Origin of the sequence: Psychrobacter proteolyticus, assembly GCF_039762275.1 — a bacterium.
GTDB lineage: Bacteria > Pseudomonadota > Gammaproteobacteria > Pseudomonadales > Moraxellaceae > Psychrobacter > Psychrobacter proteolyticus_C.
Map to the genome: position 1 here is coordinate 115,389 of NZ_JBDLOB010000007.1, position 18,946 is coordinate 134,334.

Genomic DNA, 18,946 nt, shown 5'->3' on the forward strand with positions numbered 1-18,946 from the left:
ATGACCACACAAACAGCCAACCATAACGATTACATCAGCCCTGAGCCAGCACCCACTCCTTTTGAGCGTCAGTGGCAGCAACTATGGCAAGATATTGAGCTGGCAGGCGGACGTTACCAATATGTTCAGCAGCAGCTAGTCGGTCAAGGCTTTATGGTCGAGCGTCAACCTGTCGACAATATGAGCCCAAAAGAACGGGAGCGCTATAAAAAAGCTTTGAAAAAAGAGGCGGCTGAAGAAAAAAGTCTCAAAAAAGCTGCTTGGCAAGCATACAAAGCGCATCACATGGTTTATCTTGGCCGCCATGTATATTGGACGGACGATACCAGTACCGATAAATGGGATGTAAAAGACGCGGCCAATCGGCTGATTGAAAACAAACTGCCACTGCTGCATAAACATAATGAGCTAGCAGAAGCGGTTAACCTTACCATTCCGCAGTTAAAAGGATTGTGCTATCAAAGAGAGGTCGCCACCAATCTGTCTTATTCGCATTTCACTATTGCCAAACGCAATGGCACAGCGCGGCAAATATGGTCGCCGATACCACGTTTGAAGTTTGTACAACGCTGGATTTTGCACAATATTTTGAATAACTTAACGACGCATGGTGCCGCCCATGGCTTTGTACGCGGCAAATCTATCGTGACCAACGCAGCCGTACATAGCAATAGTGAGTTACTTATTAAGCTTGATGTCAAAGATTTCTTTCCTAGCGTGAGCTGGCGCCGTGTCAAAGGGGTCTTTCGTCATGCTGGCTACCCAGAGCAAATTGCCACATTATTGGCATTACTCTGTACAGAGTCGCCCAGACAAGTGGTACAGCAAGATGGCATCACCTATTATGTGGCATTAGGCGATAGAGCCTTGCCGCAAGGTGCGCCTACCAGTCCAGCATTAACGAACATCGTTTGCTTAAATCTGGATCGCCGCTTGACAGGATTGGCAGAAAAGTTGGGCCTACGTTATAGCCGTTATGCCGATGACTTGACCTTTAGTGTGCCCGCTATTGAAGTCACTACACCCAAACCGAAGGCTAAAACAACGATTAAAGCCACGACCAGCATCGCAAAGAAACAAGCCGATACGCAGCACAATAAGCTAATCGGGCAACTGCTCGGCTCAGTCCATAAGATATTACGCGAAGAAGGTTTTGCGTTGAATAATGATAAAACGCGCGTGATTCGTAAAGGCAATCAGCAACAAGTGACAGGCATGGTGGTCAATGGACAAGGTGTACCAAGGGTATCTCGTCAGATTAAGCGCATGTTACGAGCAGCCGTTCATAAACTAGAGTCAGGTGGCAAATTACGCGCGGATGAGACTTTAAATACGCTGGCAGGATATGCCGCTTGGATAGCCTCGGCAGAGCCAGAGCTAGGACACAGTTATCTAGATAGGATTGAGCGTTTGCAAGTGCAGCAAGAGACACTTGCATAGATGTTTATTTATATTTATAAAAAATGAGTATTAGAAAATTTCCATTTCTAATACTCATACTTATCTCAATAATATGTACTGATATAAATATACTGCTATCACACCAATAAAAACGGTGCAGTACGACTGTCTTTTGACTGAGAAACGTCATATGGTGTACCTTGAGCAACAATCAGTCCACCTTCTTCGCCAGCCCCCGGCCCAATATCTATAATCCAGTCACTATTGCTCGCCACTTGCATGTCATGTTCAACCATGATGACAGTATTGCCCGCATCGACGAGACCATTTAACTGCGTCATGAGCATAGAAACGTCAGCAGGATGTAGGCCGGTGGTTGGCTCATCTAATATGTATAACGTGTCGCCTCGCTGCGTGCGTTGCAGCTCAGTGGCAAGTTTAATGCGCTGTGCTTCGCCGCCCGATAATTCGGTGGCAGGCTGACCCAGACGTAAGTAACCAAGTCCAACTTGTAGCAATGCCTCTAATGCACGCAAAATAGGTGCTTCATCAACAAAAAACTCATGAGCCGCTTCAACCGTTAAGTTCAATACTTCAGCGATGTTTTTGTCTCGATAAATGATTGCTAGTGTTTCCTCATCATAACGTTGACCATGACAAACCTGACAAGGTGCATAGACGCTTGGTAAGAATAATAATTCAACACTGACAAACCCTAAACCTTCGCAATTTGGGCAGCGGCCTTTAGTCGTATTAAATGAGAACCTGCCAGCATCATAGCCTTGCGCTTTTGCTTGCTTGGTCGCTGCAAACAGCTTGCGTACATCGTCAAACAAGCCCGTATAGGTTGCCAAGTTAGATCGCGGTGTACGACCAATTGCTTTTTGATTGATATTAATAAGCCGACGGACGTGCTCCATGCCAGCGACGATCTCACCGCCAGTTACTGACTCAAGCTCCTGCTCAAGTAAATCTGCTTCACCAACAGGCGCTTCTGTAACTGTCTTCTGCCCCAACGCTTCACTGACAAGCTCTACCAATGCTTGGCTGACGAGACTTGATTTGCCTGAGCCTGAGACCCCTGTGACGCTGGTCATCACCCCAAGCGGAAACTCAACATCTAATCCTGTAATATTATTTCGCTCAATGTTGGCAAGTTTGAGCCAGGCTGCCGGCTGCCTTGTGTTAGATTTTGACTGTGCGTTAGACGTAGCATTGGCAAATAGATATTGACCAGTATGCGACTGCGTAACTTTACGAAGTCCATCTACAGGGCCACTATAGACAATCTCGCCACCATGCGTGCCTGCCTTTGGCCCGACATCGACTACCCAGTCGGCATGTCTGATGACACTCACATCATGCTCAACGACAAACACCGAATTACCAGTGGCAATCAGCTCATCCAACGCACCTAGCAATGCTTGAGTATCAGCAGGATGCAGACCTGCTGATGGCTCATCAAGGACATATACCACGCCAAACAACTGCGAGCGAATTTGAGTTGCCAAACGCAACCGTTGTAGCTCACCAGGAGAGAGAGTCGGTGTGGTACGCTCAAGCGAGAGATAGCCTAACCCTAACCTTGTCAGCGCTTCAACACGAGAGAGAATATCACTGGCGATACGCTGGGCGACGATGGCTTTTTCGCGGTTTGGTGTGTTATCGCCTACCTTAGTACGAGCGGTTGTTTCTAATTTTTCCGCCATTTCGGTCAATGTTAACTGTGATAGCTCACCGATATCGAGTCCTGCAAACTTAACCGATAGCGATTCTTTCTTTAGTTTTTTACCATGACATTCTGGGCACTCAGATATCTGCATAAACTGCGAGACGCGTTTTTTGGTACGCGGGCTCTGAGTGGTAGCAAAAGAGTGCAAAATGAAGTTTTTTGCACTGGTAAAAGTACCCATATAGTTTGGCTTTTCGCCACTTTTTATCGCATCGCGCGTTTGTTCGATGTTGTATTCAGGATAGACAGGCACCGTCGGCGTATCATCTGTAAACAAAATCCAATCACGTGTTTTTTTCGGCAGTGTGTGCCATGGTTTATCGATATCATAGCCTAATGTGGTCAATATACGACTGAGGTTTTGTCCTTGCCACGCTGGTGGCCAAGCCGCAATTGCCCGCTCGCGTATACTCTTAGTGTTATCTGGCACCAACAGCTCTTCAGTGACCTCGAATACACGGCCGATACCTGAACAAGTCGGGCAAGCACCATCTGGCGTATTGGGAGAGAAAGCATCTGCGTATAGAATCTCTAGATCGGCAGGATACTCTCCTGCGCGTGAGTAGAGCATACGCAGGCCATTGGATATCGTCGTCACGCTACCCACAGATGAGCGCACTGAAGGCGTACCCCGCTTCTGCTGCAAAGCAACGGCTGGTGGCAACCCCTCTATAGAATCAACATCTGGCTCATCGACCTGATCAATGAGCCGTCTTGCATAAGGGGATACCGAATCAAGATAGCGGCGTTGTGACTCGGCAAACAACGTACCAAATGCTAATGACGACTTTCCTGAGCCTGAGATACCGGTAAAGACCACCAAAGCATTGCGAGGTAAATCAACATCAACGTTCTTCAAATTGTGTACACGCGCGCCTCTGACCTGAATATTGTCTTGATCAGGGTTATAAAGGGCATTTTTTACTGTGTTTGTTTTACTTGTTTTTTCTTCTAATTTTTTTGGGTTCGCCATAGCGTTATTGTTCCTATGAATCGTTGTTTATTCCTAATTAGCAGAAAGGTTAACACGTACTTATGCAAGGCTGTGGCTAGGCTTACGTATCAATAGCATAGATAGACAAAACGATAACTCAAGTCATCCAATCATTAATAATAAAAAACCCGCATCAAGGCGGGTTTTGTTTAGCAAGAAATGCTATTAAGTTGCTAAGAGGCTGGCAATTTAGGTATTAAGATACAACCAAGCGCATTAACTGCGTGCTGATATAACCACCAAATGTCCCTACTGCGTAACCTAAAATACCCAAAAACACTCCTACTGGTGCTAGCGATGGATGAAATGCCGTAGCGACAATCGGTGCTGACGATGCACCGCCAGTATTGGCATTAGAACCAACCGCCAAAAAGAAAAACGGTGCTCGAATGAGTCGAGCGACAGCAAAGATAATCACGACGTGAATACTCATCCATAACAGACCGATTAGTAATAGTCGCCACTGTGAGACGATACCTGCCAGATTGATTTGCATACCGATCGCGGCGATTAATACAAAGATAAATACCGTGCCGATTTTTGACGCGCCAACATGATCTAACCTGCGAATCTTAGTGAATGAAAATATAACGCCTATTAGGGTAATAATTACAACCATCCAAAAGAACGAACTGGCAAAGCTATACTGAACGGCCCAGCTATAAGGCGCAAAGAACTCTGCAATCTGGCCACCGACAAAGTGCGCGACCCCGACCATGGCAAAGCATAAGCCAAACATTACCATCAAGTCATTGATGGTTGCTGGGCGGGCATGATCACGCTCATAGCTCTCGACTGCTTTGACCACTTTATCAATACTACTGGTATCAGCGCGCAAAAAACGGTCTATCTTGTCGCTATGTTTTGCCATTACTAAGATAGCTAGCAGCCACAGTGAGGCATTGGTGGTATCGACCAAAATCATCATACCAAACAGATCATCACTGACCCCAAACAGCTCCTTCATCGCTGCTTGGTTAGCCGCGCCGCCTATCCAGCTGCCCGCTACAGCAGAGAACCCACGCCATAATGTGTCATCGGTGAACATCGCAGGCGATATCCACTTAGCGACTCCCAAACTGATTGGACCACTGATGACGATAGCGATACTCGCAGCAAAAAACATCGCGATTGCTTTCCAGCCTAAGCCCAATATTTTAGGCACGTCCATGGACAAGGTCATTAACAGCAAACTTGCTGGCAGTAAGTAAGTGGCAGTAAAACCATAAATCTGCGAACCAACACCATCGGCAAACACGCCTAAGCTATTTAGAGTGGCTGGTATAAAGCAGCAAAGCACAATACCAGGCAATACGGCATAAAACCGACGCCAAAACTTACCCGGCAAGCCTTGGGTATAAAAAACCAGACCAATAATGGCCATGATAATGCCAAAGGCTAATGGCAAATTATCAATTGCTAAGTTTGAGGTGGCAGGCATCAAGGCGCTCCAAGAGTTACAACGGGCAAAAGTAAATCAGTATAGACAAGGCAAAAAACTCCTGCAAGCAGCCATCGACTATTAGCTAGGATTTGCCGAGTAGTATTTGACAGGATGAATAGCAAGGTAACGGCTAGACACGTAACGTCATACGCCCGTTATTTAGCAATATAAAACAGGTAAACACAAAAAAGCCAGATAACAAGTATCTGGCTTTTTTAGTGCTATCTTTAGACGATTAATAAATCAATGATTTTAATCGTCAAATATAGCTGTATTACGAGTTGTTACCACGGTTGCCGCCGTTTGGACGACCTTGGCCACGGCTGTCAGAACGACCAGCTGGACGACCTTGGCTACCGCTTGGACGACCGCGACCAGTTGCAGCACGCTCACCACGTGGAACGCCATTGCTATCACCGCGGCTTGGGCCACCAGTGCGCTTGCCTTGATATGGCTTGCCACCTGAACGCTCATTTGGTTTGCCTGACGTGTCACGTGGCTTACCTTGATAACCGCTGTCGTTGCTAGCGCGTTGACCAGTTGGAGCGCTGTCGCTTGAACGACCACGACCTTGACCACCACCGCTAGATTTACCAGCATAGCCACCGCCTGAACGACCACGGCCTTGACCGCCACCGCCGTTAGAACGACCACGGCCACGGCCACGCCCATTACCTTTGTTTTCGCTAGGTACGTAAGTTTTCTTAGGCTCCATACCTTCGATAACACATACTTCCATTTTGCGATCTAAATAACGGTTGATAGCGTTAAGCTGTGGACGATCATCCATGCTACATAGGCTGATAGCAACACCAGTACGACCAGCACGACCACAACGACCGATACGATGGACGTAATCTTCAGTCTGGCGTGGCAAGTCATAGTTGATAACGTGCGAGATAGCTGGGATATCTAGACCACGAGCAGCAACGTCAGTCGCTACTAGGATTTTTACTTTACCATTACGCAAGTCTTGAACGATACGGTTACGCTTGCTCTGTGGCAAGTCACCATGTAGGAAGCTTGCTTTATGGCCCGCTTCTTGTAGTTGTTTAGCCAGTTTTTCAGTACTACGTTTGGTAGCAGCAAAGATAATGATCTGTTCCATATCTTGCTGACAAACAATTTTATCAAGTAAACGGTTTTTATGATCAAAATCATCACAGTAGTACACTTTTTCTTCGATGTGTGCAGATTCTACTTTGATTGATACGCGCTCAGGGTTCTTAGTGAAACTGGCAGCGATTTTACCTACTGGGCCATCCCAAGTTGCTGAACACATGATCGTTTGACGATCGATTGGCGCTGCACGAAGGATGTCACTGATGTCATCAGCAAAACCCATGTCTAGCATACGGTCAGCTTCGTCAAGTACTAATACTTCTAGGTTTGACAAATCAACGCGACCCGCATTGATATGGTCAAGTAGACGACCAGGAGTTGCAACGATTACTTGAACGCCCTTTTTCAAAGCAGTGATCTGACCGTTGTATGGTGCGCCGCCAACTAATGGTACACAAAATAGACCGCGCATGTCTTTAGAATAAGTACGAACGCTGTCATGTACTTGCTGAGCAAGTTCACGCGTTGGCGTTAGGATAAGTGCTTTGGTTAGTTTGTCAAAGCTAGTGGCACGGCTCAAACGATCAAGTACAGGGATAACGAAAGCCGCTGTTTTACCACTACCCGTTTGCGCTGACAATAAAAGGTCACGACCGGCTAGAGCAAAAGGAATGGCTTGTTCTTGAATAGGTGTTGGATTGGTGTAGCCACTGCGATCAAGCGCAGTAAGAATTGGTTTAGCAATGCCAAGATCAGTAAAGGTGATTTTGTTTTCTTCAGTGGCGTCAGTAGCAGCCTCTTGAGTATTATTATCAGTATTTGGAGTGTCAGTGCTTTCGATGATGCCGTTTTCAGCGGCGATTGCAGATAAGATGTCAGTCATAAGAATCCTTGGTAAGTATAAGTTGCTGTAAATTCAGCAAACTTGATGCATACCACTGATAACCGTTCACCACGCTGCTCTTATTAGCATTACCGAGCAATATAAAATTGTCGATAATTAGAAACCAAGCCAATAGAGCTTAGCGTCTTTATAATAAATGCGTTCGTGCTGTCTGACGTATTTTGGTGGTAGTGCCGAGTGTCTTATCCTTGCTTGATATACGCTCATTATCAATGCTTTGTCCAAAGCAGATAAAGGCAAACAGCAACCAATCTAGACCCTAGTTATAGGCCAGTAGATAAGATATGAGTCAAAAATAACTGATATTTTTAAAGGTTATTTAAGTACACAAAATCATCGGCAACAATTACTTATGGTCATCCTAGACCCAAAATCGCAGGCGATGTTATCAATCTCATAATTCACGAAAGCCTAAGCTAACGTGGCGACGCAGTATAGCACAATAAAAAATTATATGTACCTATTTCTTCAACTACTGAGTAAATAAGCACTAACAGTGTTGATAATAAACAATTTTAGGTGATTTATTTAATACTTAAAGCAAAATTGAATAACTAAAGTAAATGAACTACTCGCTATTTATCTATCGTACTACTTTGACTTCTGTGACATAAGTAGGTAGCTGCCATGCCCCGCCTGCCTCGATTAAGCGGCAAAGTCCTGTGGTGCTTTCATGACTTTTTTCAAAGGCACTGCCTGTCCATAACCAATCGGTTTTGCTCATGCAATCACCGATGCCGCGTCCTTTTTGTACAGAGGTAAGCTTGCCTTTATCGTAGCCAGTAGCATTGGTCGTTACCAACGTTGGCTTATAAGGTTTACTGTCATTGATTACCCAAACCCCTGCTCCAGCGTTATAAGCGCCTGTCCAGCACTCATGCTGTGCCAACAGCTGCGAGCCATTTAGACGACTGATACGCCAAGGTGATTTGTCTGAAAGATTGGGACAAACGCTGTCTGCATCTTTCATTGTGCCTTTTACCAACGCTGCCAACTGAGAGGACCTCATCACAAATTTTTTGTCATTACCATCGTCCGATTTGGCACTTGGCACGACAAACCGCAGTACTGGCGCGGCTTTAGGAGGCAATATACCGCCACTAGATTTAACAGCATCTTCATTTTTGACAAAAGCACTGGATGTACCAACGCGACCTTGGAACTCATCGGCTTTTAGCATAGCAGCACTGGCACCTTTGTCAGAGAGCTGCCAACGTGAATTGCGCAAGGCCAACGTAATCTTGCTAGATTTGGTCAACGCCTCTAACAATGCAGTTACCTGCGCTTGAGTAAGCTCAGCATTACCTGCAGCGGCTGAATATGGCTTCGTCTCGCCATAGTCTTTGTCATTAATAAACAACGAGATGCGATGACGGTTGCCGAGCTGCATTAGGGCTTTAGACGAGCTGTCCTTTGCCCCGCCAAGCTTTACTTTACCATCCACGCCAGCATTCGCACCTGCGCGGCGTACGAGCAATATAGAAACCGGAAACTCACTGTTATTCTCTGCTTGATAGCCTGCCAGCCGGCACGTACGCGTATTATCACAAGCGACTTGCCAGTCTTGACTGGTAAACTCAGTCGATGTACTGGCCATACTAGTGGTACTAAATAAAGCTGTGCTAAGCGCTGCAAGTACAGGCAGTAATATTTTATTTTTTATCATATAGGTGGATTGTTCTTTTATTTTTTTAGGTATGTTTTCTGAATAAAGCTCTACAGTGATGTTTTTGGGATTTTTATTAGACTGGGCACTATCTTTATAGCTATTTTTATCATAATTATTATCGTCATAGGTAATTCCTGACCTACTAACACCAGTTAAATCAGCGCCTTTTGATAGCGGCATATTGTTTATATAATTATTGTCTTTCATAATCATCACCTTTCAGTAGAAGAAGTATAAACACCTGTCTATTGTAATGGTGCTCGGCTATCTTAACGCACTAGTGTTTCTATCTGTTGTACTAATGTATCATTGTGTAAAGACAAAAGGAAGACTTAACGTAGTTTATATTCATTTTTATGAATATAAATAAAAAGGCTGATAAGCTATTTGCTTATCAGCCTTGCTGCTGTGTTTAAGATTTATTTATATTTAAACTGTACTACTAGATCTAAACGTTATTGAGTGCTTGGTTTAGTCGATTGGTTTTAGCTCTAACGCTACTGCACGTTTAACCGCAGGACGTTCAGCGATTTTCTTAGCCCAACGCTGCAAGTGTTTATAGTCTTCTACTTGTAAAAACTCTGCTGCGTCATAGAGCTTACCTAGTGCCAACTGGCCATACCAAGACCAGACAATCATATCCGCAATGTTGTAATCAGATTCATCATTGCCGCATAGGTACTCATTATCTTTTAGATGCGTGTCTAATACATCGAGCTGACGCTTGGTTTCCATCGTATAGCGATTAATTGGATACTCTAGAGGTTCAGGCGCATACGCATAAAAGTGTCCAAAGCCGCCACCTAAGAAAGGTGCGCTACCCATTTGCCACATAATCCAAGATAGACAATCTGCTCGCGCTTTACCAGTAGTCAGCGGCAGGAACTTATCAAACTTTTCTGCTAGATACATTAAGATTGCGCCCGACTCGAACAGCGCTATCGGCTCGCCTGCTATATCAGTAGAATGATCGACCAAAGCTGGAATCTTTGAATTAGGGTTTATCTCTACGAACCCTGAGCCAAACTGCTCACCTTTAGAAATATCAATTTTGTAGGCATCATATGCTGCCCCATCAATACCAAGTTCGGCCAGCTCTTCTAATAGTATGTTTACTTTGACACCATTTGGCGTATTTAACGAGTACAGCTGTAACGGAGCATTACCAACAGGCAGCTCTTTATCATAGCGAGCTCCAGACGTTGGACTATTAATACTAGCAAACTTGCCGCCGTTGTCTTTATCTTGCGTCCAAACTTTTGGTAGTACATATTTATTATTATCTTGACTCATAATTTATCCTCGGTTTGTATTTATGACTGCCGCGAAGGTTTACTATAACGAGAACTCATGACGATATTAAAGTCCTCTCTTGTAATCAATGTTGTGTTTCTACTGCTAGAGTAAAGAAAGATGCGCTATTAGCACTGAGTAACTTCTTTGTCTTGTTTCGCCTCTTTGCCTTTTTATTAGCTACCTTTCGCATCGTTGCTCTTATATAAGTTATCTTATATCAGTTACTTTGAGTCACTTTTATTATGAGCCAGGCTTTTTTATACTACTCAGCTTGCATAGTGATCTGCTCGCAAATCCGCTATTTTCTTACTTCATAACGAGACGTTCAATGGGACTCACATGGTAACGCTCACCCCGACTCAAGATAAATACTTACCCTATGTGCTAGCAGTCGCGCTGTTCATGCAGATTTTGGACGCCACTATTTTAAACACCTCATTGCCACAAATGGCGCAGGCACTGGGTGAGTCACCACTAAAGATGCAGTGGGCCGTCATCAGCTATGCATTGACCCTAGCGATTTTTATCCCTATCAGTGGTTTTTTAGCGGATAAATATGGCACACGCCGCGTATTTTTATCAGCGGTCATCATTTTTTGTGTTGGCTCATTACTATGTGCTGCATCGCAAACGCTAGATTTTTTGGTTGCCTCACGTGTGGTACAGGGTATCGGCGGTGCCATGATGACGCCTGTCGCTCGTTTGATATTGGTCAAGTCTTATCCGCGCAATAAGCTACTCACTGTGATGAATTTCGCTGTGATACCAGCGTTGGTTGCGCCGCTAGTCGGTCCAGTATTGGGCGGCTATATCGTGCAATACGCCAGCTGGCATTGGATATTTTTGATCAATATACCGATGGGTGTGGCAGGTTTTATCATGGGCAAAAAACTGGTTCCAGCGCTATATGAAGATACCAAGCGTCTTGATTGGACAGGGTTTGTATTGTTTGCCGCCGCTGCCTGCGGATTCACACTGGCTGTCGAGTTTGGTTCACAGACTGGTCGCGGGATTTATGGGCTATTACTCGGGTTAGGCGCAAGTCTATTGATCGGCGCGTACATCTGGCATGCCAAACGGCGAGCAGCTCCCCTGTTTCCACTCAGCTTGTTTGATATTCGCACCTTTCGAATCGGTATTACAGGCAACTTGTTTACGCGACTTGGTATCAGTGCCGTGCCCTTTTTGCTGCCTTTATTACTACAAGTGGTTTTTGAATACTCGCCTTCGCAGGCAGGTTGGCTGCTTGCTCCGATTGCGGTTGGTGCTATAGGTATCAAACCTTGGGTTAGCAAGATTATTCAGCGGTTTAGCTACCGTAAGGTACTGGTCTACAACACCTTGTTTATGGGTTCACTTATCATTGTACTAGCGCAGTTTAACGATGCGTCGCAGTGGCTATGGTTTATACCTATCCTGACCGTCATGGGTGCCTGCAACTCTATGCAGTTCAGTGCGATGAATACGATTACGATTGGCGATTTACAGGGCACACAAACCAGTAGTGGGAATAGCTTAATGGCGGTCAATCAGCAGTTAGCGATTAGCTTTGGTATTGCGTTCGGTGCTGCTGTGTTGAATCTACTACGTGAGCGTCTACAGATGGATACACTAGTGGCGTTCCAAACAACTTATTGGATATTGGGCATTTTGACCATTCTCTCGGGGCTGTATTTCTTACGCCTGAAACCTGAGGATGGGCGCGGTTTATACTAGGGTGTGTCTTCAATCGAGATAAGCTTTCTATTGAGTGAGACTTTACGTACGACAAGTCTCTATTCTGTATATCCGAAACGTTTAAGATAGCTTATCTATAGACAGAAAAAAGCCAGTATACGATTGTGTTATCAATCTTATACTGGCTTTTTTATTACGACTTACCTCAATAATAAGTACTATTATGCGTCATCATCATTCATCTGTGATTGGATGTAGCGCTCTACACCAATACTTTCAATCAAGTCCTGCTGCGTCTCTAACCAATCTTCATACTCTTCATTACCATCTTTTAGCGTGACTAATAGCTGGCGAGAGACATAGTCAGACTTTGTCTCACATAAAGTGACGGCATCAGTAATAATATCGAATTTTTGTCTTTCAAGACGTAGGTTGCACTCAATGATTTCTGGTACATCTTCGCCAACCAATACCTTGCCCAGTTCCTGCAAGTTTGGCAAACCGCCTAACAGTAAAATACGAGCGATTAGGTCGTCTGACCATTTCATCTCAGCGATAGATTGCTTATATAATGAGTCATTAAGCGCCTCTAGCCCCCAATGACGTGCAATACGTGCATGCAAAAAATACTGGTTGATGGCAATCAATGACTGCCCAAGTACTCTATTTAACGCGCGAATAACTTCTTTATCCCCTGTCATTACCTTTCTCCCTTAATCTCTGTTATTTATGCTAAATACTGTGAATGCTATTCATACGTAGGATGATATCAGACAATATTAGGAGTGACTTCAGCCATTTGGCTTTGTAGGTAATTCGGTAGACCAATCATGTCGATGAGACGGAGCTGCTGCTCAAGCCAATGCGCATGATCTTCTTCGGTGTCTTTCAGTTGCTCAACCAGCATCTCACGCGTGACATAGTCATGCTCTGCTTCGCAAAGTGCGATACCTTCTTTTAGATGCTTTTGTACTTGATACTCTAAATCTAGGTCAAACTGCAACATCTCAGGGACAGTCGCACCGATATGGATAGCGTCGACCGACATCTTTGGCGTGCCACTCAACATCAAGATACGGCGAATGATACTCTGTGCGTGTAGCGTTTCGTCTTCCATTTCATGATGGATACGGTCGTATAACTTGCCATAGTGCCACTCAGCATACATCTCTGAATGGATAAAATATTGGTCACGAGCGGCAAGCTCACCACCTAGTAAGAAATTCAAATAATCAATAACTTTCTGACTACCTATCATAACGCGTACTCCCCTATTTATTTTTACCGATCACCATACATCCATAATTTATTATATAAGGATAGCATAATTGGCGAACTGATCAGTAAAAATCAAAATCAATAAAATGGCTTCTAATCTCAGGTAAATATAGTAGCATACAGGCGCAGTATAGGGTGTAACGTTATGAACTAAGAATAAGATGCTAATTGAGAATCATAATTAGCTACAACCAGTATTGATACGTTTTATGTAACATGCTGGCGTTTGAGTGAGATTATATGGACGCTTGCATCCGACCCTTTATGTATAATAAAGTTAGATGCAGAATATTGAATATATTTTATCGTATTATATTACAAGGTATATGATTGATAATATTTAAACGGCGTATGCTAGATTATCGAGTTTTGCATGGTGTTCGTCTAGGTAGTCATTGACCATCGGCTCACAGCAGCCACAGCACGTTGCCACATCGAGCGTATCTTTTAGACCATCGAGCGTATCAACACCTGCAGCAATAGCTGCTTTGATTTGCTTTTCTTTTACGTTGTTGCAGATACATACGTACATGGATTGGCTCCTCGGAATACCACTATTCGATAATGACGGCATACGACACTTGTATAAAAACCTTTGTAATAAGTGTCATTGATAAACGGATAATTTACTGTTTTCTAGTAATGAAAACTTAGTCGTTGAAATCACGTTTATCGCTTGCAGTATAATAACGATAATTATTATCATTTTCAATCACATTCGATATATTTATTCGTTGAGACAGTATCCTTGTATTACAGGCAGTTCATTTATGTAAGTGGATATAAGTGTGCGTGTAACCGAATATTGTCAAAGGTAGTAAATTAACGATGAACTGTAAATTTGCTTATTTTTTAATCGATTTTGTAGATAACTGCTGTTATATTGAACCCCTATTAACGAAGCCCATTGGAATTCTCCTATGTCTGATAATAATTTTACGATACGACCTATCGATTTATTCAAAGTCCTATCTGATCCGACACGTCTAAAAATATTTCAAATTCTTTTTAAGAAAGAAGCACGTTGCGTGGGTGATTTGGTAGATATGCTTGACCAGCCACAACCAACGATATCACGCCACCTAAACCATTTGAAAAAATTGGGTATCTTGAGCTGTGTGCGTGACGGTACTTGGATGTGGTATGAGGTCGCTGATGATTTACCAGATTGGTGTCAAGATATCTTAGACATCACCTACGAGCAAATCACTCCTAGAGGCACTAGTAGAGATGTATCGGATCTTGCGTAGATACTATTGTCCGCTTAGATTTTTGGTTCTTTGACTGTGCTTTATAAAAAGCGCTTGAGACAATATATCTACGGCAATGCGCCAAACAAAAAAGACCTACTTTCGTAGGTCTTTTTTTTGGCTTAAATATTGATAATTGGACCTACATTGCGCTAGATCAAATAATTATACAAGATCTAAGAAATCGCTGATAAAGGCGTTGGCTGGCTGGTGTATCAGCTCCTCTGACGTGCCCACCTGCTCTACTCGGCCCTGATTCATCACGACGATCTCATCTGATACCGCACGTGCTTCTTCTTGATCATGCGTTACCATGATACTGGTGATACCAAGCTCGTGGTGGATGTTCTTTAGCCATGTGCGCAACTCTTTACGAACTTTGGCATCTAGTGCACCAAACGGCTCATCTAACAGCAACAGCTTCGGTTTAACAGCAAGTGCACGTGCTAGCGCAATGCGTTGGCGCTGACCACCTGATAGCTGATGCGGATAAGCATTGGCAACCTGTGGTAGCTGTACGAGGTCTAAGAGCTCTGCCACACGCTTATTGATATCAGCTTTGCTCGGACGCTCGTTTTTTGGCAACAAGGTCAGACCAAACGCCACATTATCCGCGATGTTCTTATGGCGAAACAGTGCATAATGCTGAAACATAAAGCCAATATGGCGTTTTTGGACTGGGGTATTGGTCACATCCAGCTCATCGAACAATACCTGCCCAGAGTCAGCATACTCTAGACCTGCGATAATACGTAGCAAAGTGGTCTTACCGCAGCCTGACGGACCTAGTAACGTCGTTAGTTTGCCAGTCGGCACCGTGATATTGATATTATCTAAAGCGGTAAAATTGCCGAATTTTTTATTAACGTTGCGAATTTCAATGCTCATAATCGTATCTCTTATTATATCTTTTGTCGTATCGTGGCAAGTAGCTGAGTAGCGACTGCATCCGTAGTATTAACATCATTTATCAGATAATGGCAGTTATACCTTGCCAGTACTGTCCGCACTCGTCGATTCAGTGGCGACAGTGGCGTTAGCACTTACTGGCAGCTCAGGTGCACTGGCGAGCCGCTCAGACTTGGCAAATTTACGTTCTTGTATCTTGGTCATGACTTGCTGAATCAGTAGCGTCACCAAGGCCAATGCAGCCAATATGCTCGATAAGGCAAACGCAGCGGTAAAGTTATAATCGTTATAGGCAATCTCAACCAATAGCGGCATGGTGTTGGTCTCGCCGCGAATGTGACCAGATACCACGCTGACCGCACCAAACTCACCCATCGCACGGGCATTGGTCAGAATCAAACCGTATAGCAGCGCCCATTTGATATTAGGCAATGTCACATGCCAAAATGTCTGCCAGCCAGTCGCACCCAAGGTCAATGCAGCTTGCTCTTCAGAGTCGCCTTGAGTCTGCATCAATGGGATCAGCTCACGTGCAACAAACGGAAAGGTCACAAACAACGTTGCCAAAATAATACCAGGCACTGCATATATGACCTGAAAACCCATGCTCTCAAGCCAGCCACCGATAGTAGAGTTCAGTCCAAACAGCAGCACAAACATCAAACCTGCAACCACTGGCGATACCGAAAATGGTAAATCTAGCAAAGTAGTGACCAGCTGCTTACCTTTAAACTGGTAACGCGTGACAAGCCATGCAATTGCGATGCCCATTACCATATTAATTGGTAAGACAATTCCTGCCGTGATGAGCGTCAGCTTGATGGCTTGCAAAGCTTCAGGGTCTACTAATGAAGCAATATATAACTGCCAACCATTTTTAAAGGCTTCGTAAAACACAGCCAGTAATGGAATGACTAACATAACAATCATGAATAACACCGCAATGGCAATAAAGGTACGGCGTATCCATGGCGTATCTTTGGTCGCAGCATTGCTTTGGTAGTCGTAGCTATTAGATATTTGCATATTAGCGAGCTCCTACACGGCGCGACAGTTTCCACTGCATGATATTAATGGTCAATAAGATGACAAATGATATGAGTAGCATAAATAATGCCACCGCAGAAGCACCTTGAATATCAAACTGCTCAAGTTTACTGATAATAATGAGCGGTAAAATCTCAGACTGCATAGGAATGTTACCTGCGATAAAGATAACCGAGCCATACTCGCCAGTGGCACGAGCAAACATCATACCTGCACCCATCAGCAAGGCTGGCAATAACTCTGGCAAAATTACTTTACGAAAAGTCGTTAATCGATTGGCACCCAGTACTGCAGCGGCTTCTTCAAACTCTACTGACAGCTCAGCAAGTACTGGCTGCACTGCACGGACGATAAAGGGAAAGCTCACCACAACCAGTGCTAGCCAAATACCTATCGGCGTAAAGGCAACCTGAATATCGAACTTGGCAAACCATTGACCAATCAAGCCATTAGGCGCATATAAAGTGGCAAGCGAGATACCTGTAACGGCCGTTGGTAGTGCAAATGGCAAATCAACCAAGGCATTAATCAGTGACTTACCCCAAAACTCATAGCGGACAAGCACCCATGCGACTAATGTGCCAAATACCATATTGGTCAGCATCGCCAAAAACGACATCCATAAGCTTAGCTTGATAGCGGCAGTGACTTGTGGCTGGGTAATGGTTTCCCAAAAGCCCGTCCAACCCATCTGCGTCGTGGTATAGGCCATCATGGCAAACGGTAGTACCACCAATAACGACAAGCTAAAGACAGTAATACCCATGCTCAGACCGAACCCGGGTAGCACATTGCGCTGACGCAAACGGGTCAGCCAACCTTTTTTATTGCCGGGCTTACTGGCAGAAGAAGATGTTGCACTCATAGTGATGTCCTATTGCCTAACTGATGGTACTTAGCGAGGGTGCTCACTGTAAGACCATTATTACCATTGTTATCAAAATTATTATTGGTCGGCTTATGATATAAAGGACATAGTGCGTACGACCATGTCCTTTATGGGGTGCTTCATGACTGACTGTACAATTAACTGAGCTAATCCGTTTCAGTGTTTAGCGTAGTAGCTGCTCTAAGTAATTGGCTAGCAATTACTGAGGTGCATTAATTGCCAATTGGTCAAATACACCGCCATCACTGAAGTAAGTGCTCATGATCTCATCCCATGTGCCAAAGGCATCGTTCGGGCGGAACGTCTCAACAGGCGGTAATTTGTCACCGTTTTTGTCAAGCACGCTCTTAACACTAGGACGTAGATATAGATTGGCCGCTAGCTGCTGAGCAGGCTCACTCCATAAGTAATCAAGATACGCTTTGGCAGCGTCTGTAGTGCCTTTCTTATCTGTTACCGTCTTTACAACAGCCACAGGGCTTTCTGATTTGATTGAGTATTTTGGATACACGATGTCTACTTGACCTGCGCCAAAATCAGTCGCTGCAAGGTTGGCTTCGTTTTCAAAAGTGACCAATACATCACCAATACCGCGCTGTACGAAAGTCGTTGTCGCGGCACGTCCGCCGTTTTCATAGACTTTGACATTTTTTAGCATGTCTTTTACGTAGCCTTTAGCTTTTGTTTCATCTTTATTAAAAGCATGTAGACCATAACCGTATGCACCCAAGAATGCATAACGACCGTTACCCGTCACTTTTGGATTGGCCATGACAATCTCAACACCGTCTTTTGTCAAATCTTCCCAGTCTTTGATGTTTTTTGGATTGTCTTTACGTACCAAAAATACGATCGTACTGGTAAACGGCACCGCATTGTCTGGGAATTTGCTTTCCCAATCTGACTCAACCAAGCCTTTTTTCTCAAGCAGCTCAATATCAGAGCCTTGGTTCATGGTGGCAACATCGGCTTGTAGACCGTTGGCAACAGACAGTGCTTGCTTACTTGAGCCGCCATGTGACTGTTTGATTAAGATATTACTGTCTGGGTTTTCAGCTTTGTAGTGCTCAACAAACAACGGGTTGTAGTCTTTATAGAAGTCACGTGCCACATCGTATGAGACATTAAGTAGCTCGATATTTTGCCCTTCTGTCGTCGCTGAACCATCAGCTGCGGCCTCAGTAGTCTCACTGTTGCTACAGCCAGCTAGACCAAGGGTCAAAGCAACGCCAGCAATACTCAAGGCACTAAGAGTTTTACTTTTCTGTTGATAACGAGCTACGTCTGTCATAAATACCTCAAAGATGTCTGTTGTGTAATGCAAGTATGCTAACAGCGCCATCTTATTATGTTTAATGATGAATATGCGTATGTTATTGCCAAAAGGGAATAAC

The 18,946-nt window shown here is 44.3% G+C and carries 15 protein-coding genes; 3 read left to right on the forward strand and 12 right to left on the reverse strand.

All coding sequences use genetic code 11. The annotated features are described in order from the left end of the window. Entirely contained in the window at positions 1 to 1,440 is a 1,440-nt protein-coding gene (locus tag ABFV72_RS11090) for a reverse transcriptase family protein (RefSeq protein ID WP_347163716.1), read from the forward strand. Between the two features lie 98 nt (positions 1,441 to 1,538). On the opposite strand, the gene uvrA is transcribed toward ABFV72_RS11090, so the two are convergent. The 5 genes from uvrA to yghU all read right to left on the reverse strand — a co-directional run bounded on the left by uvrA (position 1,539) and on the right by yghU (position 10,499). Further along, complete coding sequence (gene uvrA, locus ABFV72_RS11095) at positions 1,539 to 4,106, reverse strand: excinuclease ABC subunit UvrA (protein ID WP_347163717.1); 2,568 nt, start codon at positions 4,104 to 4,106, stop codon at positions 1,539 to 1,541. Between the two features lie 217 nt (positions 4,107 to 4,323). Then, a complete protein-coding gene (locus tag ABFV72_RS11100) occupies positions 4,324 to 5,568 on the reverse strand; it encodes a DUF819 domain-containing protein (protein ID WP_347163718.1) in 1,245 nt (414 codons plus the stop codon). A gap of 277 nt (positions 5,569 to 5,845) precedes the next feature. Continuing rightward, complete coding sequence (locus tag ABFV72_RS11105) at positions 5,846 to 7,516, reverse strand: DEAD/DEAH box helicase (RefSeq protein ID WP_347163720.1); 1,671 nt, start codon at positions 7,514 to 7,516, stop codon at positions 5,846 to 5,848. A gap of 604 nt (positions 7,517 to 8,120) precedes the next feature. Next, positions 8,121 to 9,413 carry a DUF1176 domain-containing protein gene (locus ABFV72_RS11110; protein ID WP_347163721.1) on the reverse strand — a complete coding sequence of 431 codons (1,293 nt, stop codon included), beginning with the start codon at positions 9,411 to 9,413 and terminating at the stop codon, positions 8,121 to 8,123. Between the two features lie 264 nt (positions 9,414 to 9,677). Further along, positions 9,678 to 10,499, reverse strand: a complete 822-nt coding sequence (gene yghU / locus ABFV72_RS11115) for a glutathione-dependent disulfide-bond oxidoreductase (protein ID WP_347163723.1) — start codon at positions 10,497 to 10,499, stop codon at positions 9,678 to 9,680. Between the two features lie 342 nt (positions 10,500 to 10,841). Here yghU and ABFV72_RS11120 point away from each other — a divergent pair, with 342 nt between their 5' ends. Further along, positions 10,842 to 12,218, forward strand: coding sequence for a DHA2 family efflux MFS transporter permease subunit (locus tag ABFV72_RS11120; RefSeq protein ID WP_347163725.1), 1,377 nt, complete (start codon positions 10,842 to 10,844; stop codon positions 12,216 to 12,218). A gap of 182 nt (positions 12,219 to 12,400) precedes the next feature. On the opposite strand, the gene bfr (ABFV72_RS11125) is transcribed toward ABFV72_RS11120, so the two are convergent. From bfr (ABFV72_RS11125) to ABFV72_RS11135, 3 genes are all read right to left on the reverse strand, one after another. Beyond that, on the reverse strand, positions 12,401 to 12,880 hold the full coding sequence (gene bfr / locus ABFV72_RS11125) for a bacterioferritin (protein ID WP_347163727.1): 480 nt from the start codon (positions 12,878 to 12,880) through the stop codon (positions 12,401 to 12,403). A 68-nt stretch (positions 12,881 to 12,948) separates the two neighbouring features. Next, on the reverse strand, positions 12,949 to 13,437 hold the full coding sequence (bfr, locus tag ABFV72_RS11130) for a bacterioferritin (RefSeq protein ID WP_201548238.1): 489 nt from the start codon (positions 13,435 to 13,437) through the stop codon (positions 12,949 to 12,951). 360 nt (positions 13,438 to 13,797) lie between these two features. Next, complete coding sequence (locus tag ABFV72_RS11135; RefSeq protein WP_101205900.1) at positions 13,798 to 13,989, reverse strand: (2Fe-2S)-binding protein; 192 nt, start codon at positions 13,987 to 13,989, stop codon at positions 13,798 to 13,800. 388 nt (positions 13,990 to 14,377) lie between these two features. Here ABFV72_RS11135 and ABFV72_RS11140 point away from each other — a divergent pair, with 388 nt between their 5' ends. After that, on the forward strand, positions 14,378 to 14,707 hold the full coding sequence (locus ABFV72_RS11140) for an ArsR/SmtB family transcription factor (RefSeq protein WP_057760261.1): 330 nt from the start codon (positions 14,378 to 14,380) through the stop codon (positions 14,705 to 14,707). A 165-nt stretch (positions 14,708 to 14,872) separates the two neighbouring features. Here the strand turns inward: ABFV72_RS11140 and ABFV72_RS11145 are convergent, their stop codons facing one another. The 4 genes from ABFV72_RS11145 to ABFV72_RS11160 all read right to left on the reverse strand — a co-directional run bounded on the left by ABFV72_RS11145 (position 14,873) and on the right by ABFV72_RS11160 (position 18,843). After that, complete coding sequence (locus tag ABFV72_RS11145; protein ID WP_082624600.1) at positions 14,873 to 15,595, reverse strand: sulfate/molybdate ABC transporter ATP-binding protein; 723 nt, start codon at positions 15,593 to 15,595, stop codon at positions 14,873 to 14,875. Positions 15,596 to 15,691: 96 nt separating this feature from the next. Beyond that, a complete protein-coding gene (gene cysW, locus ABFV72_RS11150; RefSeq protein WP_160021719.1) occupies positions 15,692 to 16,642 on the reverse strand; it encodes a sulfate ABC transporter permease subunit CysW in 951 nt (316 codons plus the stop codon). A gap of 1 nt (position 16,643) precedes the next feature. Next, positions 16,644 to 17,528, reverse strand: a complete 885-nt coding sequence (cysT, locus tag ABFV72_RS11155; protein ID WP_057760265.1) for a sulfate ABC transporter permease subunit CysT — start codon at positions 17,526 to 17,528, stop codon at positions 16,644 to 16,646. A 223-nt stretch (positions 17,529 to 17,751) separates the two neighbouring features. Further along, positions 17,752 to 18,843 carry a sulfate ABC transporter substrate-binding protein gene (locus ABFV72_RS11160; RefSeq protein ID WP_102093604.1) on the reverse strand — a complete coding sequence of 364 codons (1,092 nt, stop codon included), beginning with the start codon at positions 18,841 to 18,843 and terminating at the stop codon, positions 17,752 to 17,754. Positions 18,844 to 18,946 lie beyond the last annotated feature (103 nt).

Excerpts from the sequence above, each read along its gene's own strand:
- ABFV72_RS11090 (WP_347163716.1), top strand. The coding sequence starts at position 1 with ATGACCACACAAACAGCCAACCATAACGATTACATCAGCCCTGAGCCA.
- uvrA (WP_347163717.1), bottom strand. The coding sequence starts at position 4,106 with ATGGCGAACCCAAAAAAATTAGAAGAAAAAACAAGTAAAACAAACACA.
- ABFV72_RS11100 (WP_347163718.1), bottom strand. The coding sequence starts at position 5,568 with ATGCCTGCCACCTCAAACTTAGCAATTGATAATTTGCCATTAGCCTTT.
- ABFV72_RS11105 (WP_347163720.1), bottom strand. The coding sequence starts at position 7,516 with ATGACTGACATCTTATCTGCAATCGCCGCTGAAAACGGCATCATCGAA.
- ABFV72_RS11110 (WP_347163721.1), bottom strand. The coding sequence starts at position 9,413 with ATGAAAGACAATAATTATATAAACAATATGCCGCTATCAAAAGGCGCT.
- yghU (WP_347163723.1), bottom strand. The coding sequence starts at position 10,499 with ATGAGTCAAGATAATAATAAATATGTACTACCAAAAGTTTGGACGCAA.
- ABFV72_RS11120 (WP_347163725.1), top strand. The coding sequence starts at position 10,842 with ATGGTAACGCTCACCCCGACTCAAGATAAATACTTACCCTATGTGCTA.
- bfr (WP_347163727.1), bottom strand. The coding sequence starts at position 12,880 with ATGACAGGGGATAAAGAAGTTATTCGCGCGTTAAATAGAGTACTTGGG.
- bfr (WP_201548238.1), bottom strand. The coding sequence starts at position 13,437 with ATGATAGGTAGTCAGAAAGTTATTGATTATTTGAATTTCTTACTAGGT.
- ABFV72_RS11135 (WP_101205900.1), bottom strand. The coding sequence starts at position 13,989 with ATGTACGTATGTATCTGCAACAACGTAAAAGAAAAGCAAATCAAAGCA.
- ABFV72_RS11140 (WP_057760261.1), top strand. The coding sequence starts at position 14,378 with ATGTCTGATAATAATTTTACGATACGACCTATCGATTTATTCAAAGTC.
- ABFV72_RS11145 (WP_082624600.1), bottom strand. The coding sequence starts at position 15,595 with ATGAGCATTGAAATTCGCAACGTTAATAAAAAATTCGGCAATTTTACC.
- cysW (WP_160021719.1), bottom strand. The coding sequence starts at position 16,642 with ATGCAAATATCTAATAGCTACGACTACCAAAGCAATGCTGCGACCAAA.
- cysT (WP_057760265.1), bottom strand. The coding sequence starts at position 17,528 with ATGAGTGCAACATCTTCTTCTGCCAGTAAGCCCGGCAATAAAAAAGGT.
- ABFV72_RS11160 (WP_102093604.1), bottom strand. The coding sequence starts at position 18,843 with ATGACAGACGTAGCTCGTTATCAACAGAAAAGTAAAACTCTTAGTGCC.